Here is a 13,751-nt window from a genome sequence, read left to right as displayed (position 1 = left end):
CTCAGCTCCCCTGGTCCGCCTGGTCAAGCGTGGCCTCGTCGATCGGCACCGGTTCCAGCGCAGCCCGCTCGGCCACCGAACCGATCGGGAACGAGCCATAACCGAGCTCGATGAACCCTTTCGCCACCGAATAGCCGCCACCCCGGCCGACCATCGTGACCAGCGGCTCGTACGGATCGTCCAACTCCGGGAACCGCTGCCGCGGCAGATCCCCGAGTGCCGCCCACCGCACGATCACGGCAGCGTGCGCCGGCCGGATCGGAAACCCGCCCACGGTCGCCCCGTCGATCTCGAGCTTGGCCAGCAGCGCCGGATCGACGGCAACCTCCCGATCCAGAGCCCCCGCGAGATCACTGAACGGCCAGCCCTCCTCCGCGCCCACGGCCAACGCCCACTGCGCCGTACGCCGGAGAAACTCACGCGTCAGCCGGCCACGAGAACGCCGATGTGCACGCGCCGCACTCTCGTCCCATCGCACGGCCAGGAGGCGGTCGACCATGCGCTCGGCCGCGGCTGTGTCGGTCACCATCCCATCCCTTCCATTGCTCTTCGGACGATGTCATCCAGGTTGGACAGATCGGGCGCGAGACCCCCAGGAGGCGGGGTCAGGCCGAGATCTTCCCAGTGCCCCAACAGAAACTCGAGGTTGGGGGTGGCCTGCAGCGACCGTGGTGCCACCGTATGCGCACCTGCGTGCTCGCGGGTGTCACCGTAGCCGTCCACCGGGTCCCACAAATGCGGCTCGGCGTAGGTGTACGGCACGCCGGCGGCCATCAGCTTGGCCTCCACGTACTCGTGAGCGATCAGAGACCGCACCTCGTTGACCTCGCTCGGGGCCTTCAACGTTCCGTTCATCGCCGCCTTCCACAGGTCAGCGGTGTACTCGTCAGCCGTGAAGTTGCCGCGCACGATCTCCCCCGGACCGACCGGAACATCGTGCTTGTTCACGAAGAGGTTCCGCTTCGCCACGTCGACCACGGTGGGATCGAGCTCGAGCTCCTCGGCGATCCTCGGAACGTCGTCGGTCATGTCCCGGATGCGCCGGTACGCCGCTTCCGCCTTGGGCGTGTCCCTGGAGACGAACTCGCTGCCCTCCGGCTCCCGCACCTCGTACCCGGCATTCCGCTCGCTCGCGGTCGACCTGCCCTCGGGCACCGAACCGGCCGCCTGACCTTGCGGCTGGCCGCCGTGCTGCTGAGGCTGCCCACCCTGCGGCGGCTGTCCACCTTGCTGCAGCGGCTGACCACCCTGGTAGGGCTGCGACGGCTGTCCACCTTGTCGCGGCGGCTGCGCGTGCTCCGGCTGGTCCGGCGTGTGCCGAGCGTACGGCCCGGGCTGCTGCCTCGGCCCGAACGACCCCGGCTGATGCGGCTGCCCATACGGCTGCTGGCCCGGGTACTGGTGCGGCGGTCCGTACGGCGGTTGCCCCGGCTGCTGATGCGGCTGCGGGTACGGCGACTCCGGCTGACGCGGCGGGTAGGGCTGCCCCGGCTGCTGGTGCGGTGCCTGCGGCTGCTGGTACGGCGAACCATACGGCTGGTGCCCCGGTTCGTAGCCCGGCTGCTGCGGCTGCTGGTGCGGCGGACCGTACTGCTGGTTCGGCTGCTGCCCCGGGTGGTTTCCCGGCTGCTGCGGCTGCTGGTGCGGCGGACCGTACTGCTGGTTCGGCTGCTGCCCCGGGTGGTAACCCGGCTGCTGCGGGTGCTGATGCCCGGGGCCGAGGCCCGGCTGCTGCTCCGGCTGCCGGTACGGATGAGGCGACTCGTACGGCGAGTGAGGCTGCCCAGGTTGGTGGCGCGGCTGCCCCGGTTGCGGATGCGGACCGTGAGGCGGCTGCCCGGGTTGCTGGTACGGCGACTCCGGCTGCCGCAACGGGTGCGTTTCCGGGTAGTGCGGTGCCGCCGGCTGCTGACCCGGGTGATGCCCCGGCTGGGGGTGCGGTTGGCCGTACGGCGGCTGCCCAGGCTGATGCGGCTGCTGACCGGGGTACCCCGGCTGCCGCTGCCCCGGCCCGTACGGCTGCCCCGGCTGGTATCCCGGCTGCTGATGCGGCGGCTGCCCCGGCTGCTGGTACGGCGCGTCCGGCTGACGCGGTGGGTACGGCGGCTGCGGCTGCTGCCCCGGGTACTGCGGCTGCTGATGCGGCGGCTGACCTGGCTGCCGGTACGGCTCAGGCACCTCGTACGGCGGCTGCCCGGCCGGACGTGACTGCTGCCCCGGGTGATACCCCGGCTGCTGCGGCGCGTACGGCGCCCCAGGCTGCCCCGGACCAAAGGACCGCTCCGGCTGCCCCGGGCTGTAGTTCTGCTGGGGCTGTCCCGGACCGAAGGGCTGCTCCGGCTGCCCCGCAGCGAACTGCTGTTGTGGCTGACCGGAGTTGTACGGGTTCACCGGCTGCTGTGAAGCAGGTGGCTGCTGACCCGGGTGGTAGGCCGGCTGCTGCGGGTGCGCTGGCTGCTGATTCTGCTGGTACCAGTCCGATGGTGGCCCGTAGTCCGGCTGACCAGACGGCGCCGCCGGCTGCCAGGGAGTCTGAGACGTCCCCGGCGAGTGGCTGTTCGCAGCGTGTTGCGCCCAGTACGAGCGCCCGGCGTCCGGCTCTACGACGACCGGCTCCGGCCGCTCGCCAGGCGGAATCTCCACCGGCCCGCCGTAGTCACGCATCTCGACATGCCACTTGCCGTCCTCGTCCTGCCACCGCCGAGTCGGATAGAACGTCGTGTGCGGCGGATGAATGACTTCCTTGGCGCCGTTGTGCGGATCGCGCAGGAACGTCATGTCCTTACCGTGGCGGGCATCGATGTGCAGAATCACATCCCGCCCGAAGATCTTCGCGCCGTCCAGATCCTTGTCCGAGTGGGTGAATGCCGCCTCGTTCACGGCACCACCGGGCTCGTACCGGTTCAGGAACGCCGCCAGCTCCTCCGGTGTGTCGAAGCTGAGGCCACGGTGGATCTCCCCCACCGCATCCGGCATCTTGTTCATCGCCGATGCCGCCACGCGGACGATCGGCCGCTGTTCGACGGTCGGGTCACCCGCCCGGTAGTCGTTGTTGATGTCCTGGTGGTCCATCTTCAACAACTTCTCCATCGCACGGATGTCGACGTCCGTCAGCTCGTCGATCCCGTCGCCGAGCTGCTCCCGGCCACGTTCCCGGTGCAGCCGCATCTCGTCCGGGTTGTACGACCCCGCCGTACGCAGGAACTCATCCTCATCCCGACGCGAAGCCCGGAAGTCGCCGTCCGCCAACTCCGACCCCGCATACCGCGCCCCCGGCACCCGCCTCAAGGGACCCTCCGGCACCCGGCTCTCCGGCACCCGGCTCTCCGGCACCCGGCTCTCCGGCGCTTCCGGCGGACGCCCATCCGGTGCCCGCACCTCCGGCGACTCCGGCACGCGACTCTCAGGCGCCCGACTCTCCGGCGTCCCCGGCATGCGCCTGTCCGGCGTGTGCCCATCCGCAGCCTCCGGCACCCGGCTCTCCGGCGCCCCCGGCGTACGAGAAGACGGCGGATGAAGCTCCGTCAGGTCGTCCAGCGTTCGGCCGATCCCACCGGCCTCGGGCGCACCGGTCTCCGGCGTACGAGAGGACGGTGGATCGAGCTCCGTCAGGTCGTCCCAGTCACTGCGGGTGGGCCTGTCGCCCTCAGGGTTCAGCCGCTCCGCGATCGACGGCTGCTGCGAATCTCCCGGCGTACCGGAGCTCTGTGGCGTGCGCGGACTCTCCGGCGCATCTGGCGTGCGAGGGACCTCCGGAACATTTGGTGTGCGCGAGCTGTCCGGCAGGTCGGGGGTTTGCGAGCCGTGGATGGGGCGAGGCGCGCCGAAGCGAGTTTGCGACGCCGGCGGGTCGGCCGGAGTCCGCGAGACGCCTTCCCACCGACCGCCCGGCTCACGGACGGCGAAGTCGAGCTGCTGGATATGGGTCGCCAACGGCACATCGCCGCTGTTCTTGACCATGTCGCGCTGGATCTGGGCCAACTGCTCGCGGCTGCCCTCGGGCCACTTGCGCGCCGCCTCCGACGGCTGACCGTCCAGCCACTTCATCGACCCATCCGTGTCGACGTACGCGGTGAAGCGGTGCCCACCCCCGCCGACGTAATACACGCCGATGTTGGCGTGAGTACCCACCGGCCGGCCCTGCAGTGCGTCACGCACCTTCTGGTACGCCGCTTGATCCACAGACCAATCGTCGTCGAGGCCCTGCGGACGCTGGAACTTGTTGGCCGCCGGGACATCCCGCAAGCCCATCCACTCCAGCGTCGTGTCCGGGTTCTCACCCCGCGCGAACCTGTTACCGGCCGCAAGCCGCGGAGGTTCGCCATTGAGGATCTCGCACAGCGCGCGCGACACGTCCGGACAGTTCATCCCATAGTGCGGCGACAACCCATTGTCCGGGTTCACCTTGTGCACCCACTTCAGCACGTTGCCAACCGGATCGTCGGCCACGGCGTCCCGCAGCTCGAACATGCGCGGATCCATCGGGTGCGGCGGAATGTGGTCGTACATATCGACCAAAGACCTGGGCTTGTTCGGCGCCGGCTGCACATAGTCCGGCTTCAACCGGTCGATCTCGACCTGCCGCGCAAGCGGGTCGTCATACCTGGGGTCGTTCCCGCCGTCGGGCGGCGTCCTCGGGGTGTTGGGCTGCCCCGGCGTGTTGGGCGCGCTGGGGGTGCCGTGCGGGGTGCCAGGAACGTTGGGCGTGCTGCCGGCATGACTGGGTACGCCGGGATGCATCGGCATGACCGGCGGGACCGCGGGGTCGGCGTTCCTGGGAGCCGCCGGTTCCGGCGTATGCGGCGTGCCCTCGGGCGCCCGCGTGCTCGGAGTCGTCGGAGTGCCCTCCGGCGTGCGCGGCGCGTTGGTCTCCGGCGTGCGCGACGTCTCCGGTGTGTGCGGCGCGTTCGTCTCCGGAGTGCGCGACGTCTCCGGCGTGCGCGGCGCGTTCGTCTCCGGCGTGCGCGACGTCTCCGGCGTGCGCGGCGCGTTCGTCTCCGGCGTGCGCGACGTCTCCGGCGTGCGCGGCGCGTTCGTCTCCGGAGTGCGCGACGTCTCCGGCGTGCGCGGCGCGTTCGTCTCCGGAGTGCGCGACGTCTCCGGCGTGCGCGGCGTGTTCGTCTCGGGCGTGCGCGACGTCTCCGGCGTGCGCGAGGTTTCTGGAGTGTGCGGTGCGTTCGTCTCTGGCGTGCGCGCGGTCTCCGGCGTGCGCGGTGCGTTGGTCTCCGGCGTGCGCGACGTCTCCGGCGTGCGCGAGGTTTCTGGAGTGTGCGGTGCGTTCGTCTCCGGCGTGCGCGCGGTCTCCGGCGTGCGCGGTGCGTTGGTCTCCGGAGTGCGCGACGTCTCCGGCGTGCGCGGCGCGTTCGTCTCGGGGATTCGCGTGCCCGGCGTGGTCGTCGAGTCAGGCGTGCGAGTGCCCGGGGTGGTCTGCGACTCCGGGGTACGCGTACCCGGCGACGTGGTCGAATCCGGCGTACGCGTGTCCGGCGTCGTGGTCGAATCCGGCGTACGCGTACCCGGCGACGTCGTGCCGGGATCCGTGTGCGAAACGGGAGTCGTCGGGCCGGGAGCGGTGCCTGGATCGGCGTGCGAGACCGGAGTCGTACCGGGTGTCGTCCCGGAATCGGCGTGTGACAGCGGTGTCGTCGTACCTGGACCTGTGTGGGACGGCGCGTCGGCACTCGGGGTGCTGTCGACGTCGGGCGCGTCCACCGACGGACTGTCCAGGGTCGGACTGTCCACCGAAGGACTGTCCACGGATGGGCTGTCCACGGACGGGCTGTCCACCGAGGGGTGCGAGGTGCCGGAGAGGTCCGGAGTGTCCACGTCCACCGTCACGTCGACCTTTGGGAGGCCCTGGACCTTGAAGGTATCGCCGACGACCGGGATCTTCGACATTCCCGAGATCACATCGCTGACCTTCGGGATCTTCATCGCCGCACCGAGGGCGGCGTTGTGAACGGTGATCCGCGTCGTTTGCGCGAACTCGGCCACCTTCGCGACCCTCGCCACCGCCGCACTCGCGGCTCCGAACTTGCCGGCCAGCGCCGCGGTCTTGACCGCGCCGGCCGAGCCGCCGGAGGCGACGGTGGCGACGATGTTGGTGAGCGCCATCCCGAACGCCTTGCCCGGGTTCTTCGACCATTCGTCCCAGGCGACGAAACCCTTGAGCATCCCCTCGCCCATGGCCAGGCCCGTCTCGCTCCACTCCTTGAGCCATTCGGGCCGCTCGATGCCGAAGAGGGCTTCGGCGCCCCACGCCACCAGCTGGCTCGGAGCCGTCAGGATCTGCCCGGCGAAGATGCCCAGGCCCTTCCAGGAGTTACCGAAGTCCTTCCAGGTCGGGACGTCCCAGTTGAACCAGTCCTTCATCGTCTCCGAGAAGCCGGGGATCATGTCCAGCAGCGGCAGCACCGGCACCAGCGTCAGGATGCTCTCGACCGTCTCACCGAGAACGGTGACGACACCGAGGAGGACGTTGCCCGGGAACTCGATGATGTCCTGCCAGAGCGGCTTGTCGCGTTCCTCTTCCGTCCCCCACGCGGGCGGCGGCGGCTCCTCCTGGTTCTCCGGCGGCTCGGGCGGCTTCTCACCTTCGCGCAGGCCCGTCTCGGGGTCCCAGGTCTTACCTCCGTGCAGCTTGACGATCTCGTTGGCAGCGGTGAAGCAGAGATCCGGCAACTCCTCCGTCATGATCCGGGTGACGTCCTGGACCATCCGGTTGTTGTCGTCGATCATGTCCTGATCGTTCTGCCACTCGGGGTTGCCGTCCTTGCGGCGATGCCACTGGTAGGCCTCTTCCCGGATGTCGTCCAGCGTGCCCACTTTGGTGCGCACCGCGTCGGCGAGGGTGGTCAGGTGCCCCGCCATCGCCGGCAGACTCGGGCCGAACTTGGTCAGGTTGTCCTGGATCTTCTTCGTCGATCCGACCAGCAGCTCCCGCTCGGGCGCCTGGTAGACCTCGTTCAGCCCCTGAAAGGTGTTGTGGATGCCGTCACCCATGTCGCTGAACTGCTGACCGAGGCCGCTCAGCTCCGACACGTTCTCGTCAAGGGCCTTGACCACGTTGTTCAGCTCCGTGATCGGAATGCCTTCCGGTTTGATCATGTCAGTTCAGTCCTCGGTCACACGCTGGGTCAACGAATACGTCTGGTACGGCGCGGCCACTGTCACGACTGTGGACGGGCCGCCACCATCGCCTGCTCGAGCGTCTGCGAACTCGGCGCGAACGAACTGATGCCGTGATCAGCCACCAGGAACAACTGATTCGCATAACCAGGCGGAACCAGGACGACATACTCCTCCGCCTGGTACGCCGTCCAGTCCGCCAACTCCTCCGGCGTTGCACCCAACTCAGGCCGCGGCGCCTGAGCAGTCAGCCACTCAGCGAGCCGCACCCGCGCCGCCTGGGCAACCTCTTCCGGCACCGGCTGTTGATCGGTCATACCGCGATGTTCTCCCCGGTCGGCTTCGTCTCTCGTGTGCCCGGCGGGTCCGGGACCTCCCCGTTCGCCGCGGCCTGTTGCGCGTTCATGGCCATCTCTTCCTGACCTCCCATGTAGGCCTTGACGGCGTTCTGCGCACCTTCCATCGAGGCAGTGACCTGCGTCGCCGCGGCTTCCAACGTCGGCGCCCAGTGCTGGGAGTACTCACCGACGGCCGCCGCGACGACCATGAAGGCGTCGTAGTTCAGGCCTTCCATGATGGCCTTCAGGTTCTCGCCGTACGTCGTCGCCAACCCGTTGAACGGCTCCGCTTCGGTCGCCGTGTCGGTGAGCACCTTGGTCACGCCCTGGACGTCGATGTCCCAGTCCACTGTCCCTCCTCAGATCTGTCGCACGTATCAGAACCGCCCTGGACGCACCCCCATGTTCGGGAGACGTCCAGGGCCGTGAAGATCCGGGGTCGGGTCAGCCGCCGATGCCATCGACGGCATCGGATGCCTTCTTCAAGGTCGCGGCGGCCGTTGCATCGTTAGCCTCGAGTGTCGACTTCAGCGAATCGATGATCGCCAGTGTCGATTCGGCCGCGGCGTCGAAGCGGTCCTCGACGGCGCGGTAGTTCTCGGTCACGCCGCTGGCAGACGCGTCCGACAGCGCCGCCGTCACGTTCTGCTTGTGCGTCGCGATCAGGCTCGAGATCTGCCCCGAGAGGCTGTTGATGGTCGACTGCACCTCGCCCGAGGCAGCAGTGTCATAGCTGTTGCGGTTAGCCATCGTCGACTCCTCTCTCAGCGCTTGCCGAACTTGGCGGCATTGAAGTCAGCCGCGGCCGTGTTCTTCTTCGCGGTGTCGGCCATCTCGGTGTCACCGGTGCGGAAGGCAGCGTCCATACCGGACTGGCCCTCATTGATGGCCGCGAGCCCGGCGTTCAGGTCAGCGGCAATGCCGTCGACGTTGGCCTTGAAAGAGTCGAACATCTGCTTGCCGGCACCACTCATCTTGCCTTCGAGCGGCTCCGCCGCCGCGACCAGTTGCTTGACCAGGCCGCCGAGGTCCTGGGTCCCGGTCGAGGTCTTCTTGCTCAACTGGCTCAGGGTGTCCTGGCCCATGTCCCAGCGTCCGGTCACTGTCTCTCCTTCGAGGTCTGGTTGCGCCACGATCACGATAGTCGGAGCTACGGGTCATTCCCCCAGCGGCACGACACGCCTGTGATCCTTTCGACCAGGATCGAAAGGATCACGTACCAACCACCTCGAATTTAGTTGCCCCAGTCAACCACCAATCAGTGTGAGCTATCCAACAGCGCGCCGACCGTCGCCTCAGCCCTCGTGGTCCAGCTTGGCCAGCGTTGCGTCGTCGATCGGCACCGGGGCGAGCACAGCGCGTTCGGCCAGCGACCGGATCGGGAACGTGCCTGAGCCCAATTCGATGAATCCGTGGGACAGCGAATAGGCGCCGCCCCGATCGAACAGCGCAAGCATCGGCTCGTACGGATCGTCCAACTCCGGGAACCGCTGCCGAGGCAGGTCCCCGAGCGCCGCCCACCGCACGATCGCCGCGGCGATCTCCGGCCGGATCGGGAACGGCGCGTCGGCTTCCGGGTCGATCTCGAGCCTCGCCAGCAGCGCCGGATCGACGGCAACCTCCGGATCCAGCGCGCCGGCCAGATCGCTGAACGGCCATCCCTCTGTCGCTCCGACCGCCTGCGCCCACTGTGCCGTACGCCGGAGGAACTCACGCGTCAACCGTGAGCGGGACCGCTGGTGCGCGTCGACCGCGTCATCGTCCCACTTCACCGCGAGGAGGCGCTCGACCATGCGCTCCGCGGCGTCCGTGTCGGTCACCATTCCAAACCTTCCTTCGCGATCCGGACGACCTCGTCCAAGTTCGACAGATCAGGCGCAAGACCACCTTCAGGCGGAGTCAGCCCGAGCTTTCGTTGCCAGTGTCGCAGCAGGTCGATCTTGTTGCCCTGAAGTGACAAAGGTGCGGCGGCATGTGCACCCGCGTTCTCGAGATTGTCGGGATAACCGCCGTCGTCGTCGTACAGATTCGGGTCGGCGTAGTTGTACGGCACTCCGGCCTCGAGCAGTTTCGCCTCCACATACTCGTGCGCGATCAGGGACCGCAGTTCGTTGATCTTCTTCGGCTCGCCTTCGAGCGCCCCCTCCATCGCCCCCTTCCACAGATCGGCGATCTGCTCAAGGGGAGTGAAGTAGCCGTGCCGCAGGTCACCCGGACCGATTGCGACGTCATGCGTGTTCACGAAGACGTTCCGCTTCGCCACCTCCACCAGGGCGGGGTCGAGCCCAGCCGCTTCGGCGACCTTCGGAACGTCGTCCGTCCTGGTGCGCATGTTCATGTAGAAATCTTCCACCCACTTCGGTGTCCCCGGATCGGCGACGAAATCGCGGTACGTCGGCTCTCCGACCGGGAAGTCCGAGTTCGGACATCGTGAAATCGAACCGTCCGGCTGCTCCACCGATCCGTTGGGACCCACTGACGAATCGGGATCCACTGACCCTTGGGGATCCGGTGACCCATAGGGTTCCGCTGATCTGTACGGCTCCGGCTGTGACCCGTACGACTGCGGCTGGCCGCCGTACTGCTGAGGAGGCCCACCTTGCTCCGGGTGCTGGCCTTGGTACTGGTCCGGCTGACCGTACGGCGACTCCGGCGGGTGCGGAGCTCCGTACGGGCCGCGCCCCTGCGGCCCGAACCCCTGGTACGGCGGCTGCTGGTGCTGCTCGGGGTGGTAGCCCGGCTCCTGCTGTTGGCCTGGGTGTGGCGGCTGCCCACCCTGCTCCGGCACCCCTTGCCACGGCTGACCGCCAAACTGCTGCGGCGGCTCCGGCTGCGTCGGGTCAAACCCCGGGTGCTGATGCGGCGGGAACTGACCCTCCGGCTGGCGCGGCGGTTGTCCCGCCTCATGCCAGGGCGGCTGATAGTCCGGCGGCTGCTGCCCCGGGTTGTACTCCGGCGGACGCTCCCCGGGATCGTGAACGTGCTGCTGGTACGGCGGTTGCCCCGCCTGCTGGTGTGACGGGTAGGAACCCTCCGGCTGATGCTGCGGGTACGGCTGCTGCCCGTCGTACTGACTGGGCTGCTGGTACGGCCCGGGCGGCTCGCTCGGCGACCCTGGCTGCCCAGGGTGCTGATGCGGCGGCCCGTACGGCTGACCCGGATGGTGCTGTGGGAACGACTGCTGCCCCGGATGCTGCGACGGCGGACCGTAAGGGTCCGGCTGACGCGGCGGCGCATACGGATCCGGCTGCCCCGGGTGTTGGTACGGCGACCCCGGCGGACCGTACGGCGATCCCGGCTGGTGCTGGGGTGGGAACGGTTGCTGCCCCGGCTGCGGTGAGTGCTGTGGCGGGAAGGGCGGCTGCTGGGGTGGGCCATCGGGCGAGTCTGGTTGCCCGTGGCCCGGTCCGAAGGACTGCTCCGGCGACGCGTGCTGGTACGGCGCCTGACCTTTTCCTGGCCCGAACAACTGCCCTGGCTGGTTACCCGGCTGAGGAGGCCTGTACTGCACCTCCGGCTGAGCGAACGGGTCCACCGGCCGCTGCGAATCCGCGGAACCAGACGGATCCGCCGGTCGCTGCGAAGGGCCGGAACCATACGGAACCGACGGCTGCCCAGGAGGAGGCGGCTGCTGCCCGTCGTACTGACGGGGCTGCTGATACGCCCGCGTGTCCGGCGCCTCCGGCTGGCCCGGATGAGTGTCCGGCTGGGGGTGCGACGGCCCATCGCCGACTGGCACGTCTGCCGGGTCACGGTAGTCACGGACCTTCAGGTGCCATCTTCCCTCCGAGTCCTGCCACTTCTCGGTCGGATAGAAGGTGGTGTGCGGCGGGTGCATGACTTCGTCGATACCCGCGGTCGGCTCGCGCAGGAAAGACATGTCCTTGGCGTGCTGCGCCTCGATGTGGAGTACCACCCTGCCTGCGAACATGTTATTGGAGCCGCTCCAAGCCACCCCGTCCTCAACTGTCTTGCCCGAGTGTGTGAACGCCGGCTCCGAGACAGCATTGCCGGGTATGTACCGGTCCAGGAACGCATTCAGTTCCGCCTCCGTGCGGAAGGGTATGCCGCGGTAGATCGTCCCCTTGAAGTCGGGCAGTTTGTTCATCGCCGACGTCGCCATGCGAACCAACGGGTCCCGCTCGACACTTGGGTCGCCCGCCCGGAACTTCGCGTTGATCGCCTCGTGCTTGGGCCCCGTCATCTCGTCCAGGGCGGTGATCTCCAAGTCGTCCATGCGAGCGCCGGGCTGCTGCGCGCCGCGTATCCGCTGATCTTGCAACTTCTCCCTGTTGAACGAGACAGAGCCAAGCGTGGCGCGGTACGCCGCGGCGTCCTCTGGGGACGCCTCGAACCTCCGGTCGGCCAACTCCGACCCCGCAAACGGCCGACGGTCCGGCTCACCTGGCCTACCCGGCACCTCGACAGCCCCGGGATCGCCCGCAGCACGCGGCACCGGAGCAAACGCCTCCGACGTGTGCGTCGCCGGCGCGATCCCGTCGCGCTCAGGTGCATCCGGCTCACGCACGCCCTCCGGGGTTTCCGGCTGATGTGCACTCTCCGGCGTCTGCGGCTCCGGCGTGTGCGGCTCCGGCGTGTGCGGCTCCGGCGTGTGCGGCTCCGGCGTGTGCGGCTCCGGCGTGTGCGGCTCCGGCGTGTGCGGCTCCGGCGGGCGGGCAGACGGCGGGACGAGCTCCGTCAGATCCCACTCATCACGGCTGATCCCGTCGCCCTCAGGGTTCAGCCGCTCCGCGATCGACGGCTGGTGCGAATCTCCCGGCGTACCGGAGCTCTGTGGCGTGCGCGGACTCTCCGGCGCATCTGGCGTGCGCGGGACCTCCGGAACATCCGGTGTGTGCGAGCTGTCCGGCAGGTCGGGGGTTTGCGAGCCGTGGATGGGGCGGGGCGCGCCCAAGCGGGTTTGCGGGGCCGGCGGGTCGGTCAGACCGCGCGGGACACCTTCCCACGCCTTACCTCGCTCACGGATGGCGAAGTCGAGCCTCGAGATGTGGCTGGCCAGCGGCGCCCGGCTGCTGTCCTTGACCATGTCTTTCAGGATCGCGTCCAGTTGCTTCTGGCTACCTTCGGGCAACTTCCGGGCCTCCGCCGACGGCTGACCGTCGACCCACTTCATCGACCCATCCGTGTCGACGACGGCGGCGAAGCGGTGCCCGGTGCCGTCGGTGAAGTACACGCCGATGTTGGCGTGAGTACCCGGCGGCCGACCCTGCAGCGCGTCACGGACCTTCTGGTACGCCGCTTGATCCACAGACCAATCGTCGTCGAGGCCCTGCGGACGGTCGAACGTGTTGGCCGCCGGTACATCCCTCAAGCCCATCCACTCGAGCGTCGTGTCCGGGCTCTCGCCCGCCGCGAACCTGTTCCCGGCGGCCAGCCGCGGCGGCTCGTCGTTGAGGATCTCGCACAGCGCGCGCGACACGTCCGGACAATTCATCCTGAAATGATCCGACAAGCCGTTGTCCGGGTTCACCTTGTGCACCCACTTGACCAGATTGCCGAGCGGATCGTCGCCGACGGCGTCCCGCAGCTCGAACTTGCGCGGGTCGTACGGATCCGGCGCGATGTGGTCGTTCATGTCGACCAAGGTCCTGGGCTTGTTCGGGGACGGATACACGTAGTCCGGCTTCATCTGGTCGATCTCGACCTGCCGCGCAAGCGGGTCGTCGTACCTGGGGTCGTTCCCGGCGTCGTACGGCGTGTTCGGATCACGCTGCGGCGTATGACGCGCGGGCGACGACGGGAACAGGTTCCGCGGCACCCGGCCGAACGGCTCCGCCTGCGGCCCGTTCAGCCAGGGCCCGGTCGGTGCGTTCCGAGTGTTCGGGGTGTGCGGCGTGTTCGGGGTGTTGGGCGTGCCGACATGAGTGGGTACGCCGGGATGCATCGGCATGACCGGTTGTACTGCGGGGTCGACGTTCCTGGGCGCTGCCGGTTCCGGAGTGTGCGGCGTGCCCTGGGGCGCCCGCGTGCTCGGAGTCGTCGGAGTGCTCTCCGGCGTGCGCGTCGTGCCCGGTGGATTCGACGTGTTCGTCTCCGGCGTGCGCGTCGTACCCGGTGGATTCGACGTGTTCGTCTCCGGCGTGCGCGTCTCGGGTGTGCTCGTGGTTTCAGGTGTGCGGGACGTCTCCGGACTGTTCGGCGCGTTCGTCTCCCGCGTGCGCGTCGTCTCCGGACTGTTCGGCGCGTTCGTCTCCCGCGTGCGCGTCGTCTCCGGACTGTTCGGCGCGTCCGTCTCCCGCGTGCGCGTCGTCTCCGGACTGTTCG

Annotated in this window: 9 protein-coding genes; 1 reads left to right on the top strand and 8 read right to left on the bottom strand. The window is 68.6% G+C overall.

Annotation, left to right across the window (positions count from 1 at the left end; all coding sequences use genetic code 11):
* Position 1: 1 nt before the first annotated feature.
* The 8 genes from AB0F43_RS23780 to AB0F43_RS23745 all read right to left on the bottom strand — a co-directional run bounded on the left by AB0F43_RS23780 (position 2) and on the right by AB0F43_RS23745 (position 13,377).
* A complete protein-coding gene (locus AB0F43_RS23780) occupies positions 2–529 on the bottom strand; it encodes a hypothetical protein (RefSeq protein ID WP_360480688.1) in 528 nt (175 codons plus the stop codon).
* A complete protein-coding gene (locus tag AB0F43_RS23775) occupies positions 523–7,107 on the bottom strand; it encodes a hypothetical protein (RefSeq protein WP_360480686.1) in 6,585 nt (2,194 codons plus the stop codon). Before AB0F43_RS23775 ends, AB0F43_RS23780 begins: the two co-directional genes overlap by 7 nt.
* Before the next feature lie 62 nt (positions 7,108–7,169).
* A complete protein-coding gene (locus AB0F43_RS23770) occupies positions 7,170–7,445 on the bottom strand; it encodes a hypothetical protein (protein WP_360480683.1) in 276 nt (91 codons plus the stop codon).
* Positions 7,442–7,816 carry a DUF6507 family protein gene (locus AB0F43_RS23765; protein ID WP_360480680.1) on the bottom strand — a complete coding sequence of 125 codons (375 nt, stop codon included), beginning with the start codon at positions 7,814–7,816 and terminating at the stop codon, positions 7,442–7,444. Before AB0F43_RS23765 ends, AB0F43_RS23770 begins: the two co-directional genes overlap by 4 nt.
* Positions 7,817–7,910: 94 nt before the next feature.
* Complete coding sequence (locus AB0F43_RS23760) at positions 7,911–8,216, bottom strand: hypothetical protein (RefSeq protein WP_360480660.1); 306 nt, start codon at positions 8,214–8,216, stop codon at positions 7,911–7,913.
* A gap of 14 nt (positions 8,217–8,230) precedes the next feature.
* Positions 8,231–8,569: a hypothetical protein gene (locus AB0F43_RS23755; protein WP_360480677.1), complete on the bottom strand. Its 339-nt coding sequence runs from the start codon at positions 8,567–8,569 to the stop codon at positions 8,231–8,233.
* A gap of 192 nt (positions 8,570–8,761) precedes the next feature.
* Positions 8,762–9,289 carry a hypothetical protein gene (locus AB0F43_RS23750; protein ID WP_360480674.1) on the bottom strand — a complete coding sequence of 176 codons (528 nt, stop codon included), beginning with the start codon at positions 9,287–9,289 and terminating at the stop codon, positions 8,762–8,764.
* Positions 9,283–13,377, bottom strand: a complete 4,095-nt coding sequence (locus tag AB0F43_RS23745; protein WP_360480671.1) for a toxin glutamine deamidase domain-containing protein — start codon at positions 13,375–13,377, stop codon at positions 9,283–9,285. The genes AB0F43_RS23750 and AB0F43_RS23745 overlap by 7 nt, the downstream gene beginning before the upstream one ends.
* Here AB0F43_RS23745 and AB0F43_RS23740 point away from each other — a divergent pair.
* The coding region (locus tag AB0F43_RS23740) for a hypothetical protein (RefSeq protein ID WP_360480668.1) at positions 13,376–13,751 on the top strand (376 nt) is incomplete at its 3' end. The two genes, AB0F43_RS23745 and AB0F43_RS23740, sit on opposite strands and share 2 nt — an antisense overlap.

The organism is Kribbella sp. NPDC023972, assembly GCF_040639075.1.
Taxonomy (GTDB): domain Bacteria; phylum Actinomycetota; class Actinomycetes; order Propionibacteriales; family Kribbellaceae; genus Kribbella.
The sequence above is the reverse complement of the archived record's forward strand: the minus strand, read 5'-3'. Positions and strand labels throughout refer to the sequence as shown.

Coding starts and splice junctions, on each gene's coding strand:
- AB0F43_RS23780 (WP_360480688.1), bottom strand. CDS start 529: ATGGTGACCGACACAGCCGCGGCCGAGCGCATGGTCGACCGCCTCCTG.
- AB0F43_RS23775 (WP_360480686.1), bottom strand. CDS start 7,107: ATGATCAAACCGGAAGGCATTCCGATCACGGAGCTGAACAACGTGGTC.
- AB0F43_RS23770 (WP_360480683.1), bottom strand. CDS start 7,445: ATGACCGATCAACAGCCGGTGCCGGAAGAGGTTGCCCAGGCGGCGCGG.
- AB0F43_RS23760 (WP_360480660.1), bottom strand. CDS start 8,216: ATGGCTAACCGCAACAGCTATGACACTGCTGCCTCGGGCGAGGTGCAG.
- AB0F43_RS23750 (WP_360480674.1), bottom strand. CDS start 9,289: ATGGTGACCGACACGGACGCCGCGGAGCGCATGGTCGAGCGCCTCCTC.
- AB0F43_RS23745 (WP_360480671.1), bottom strand. CDS start 13,377: ATGCCGATGCATCCCGGCGTACCCACTCATGTCGGCACGCCCAACACC.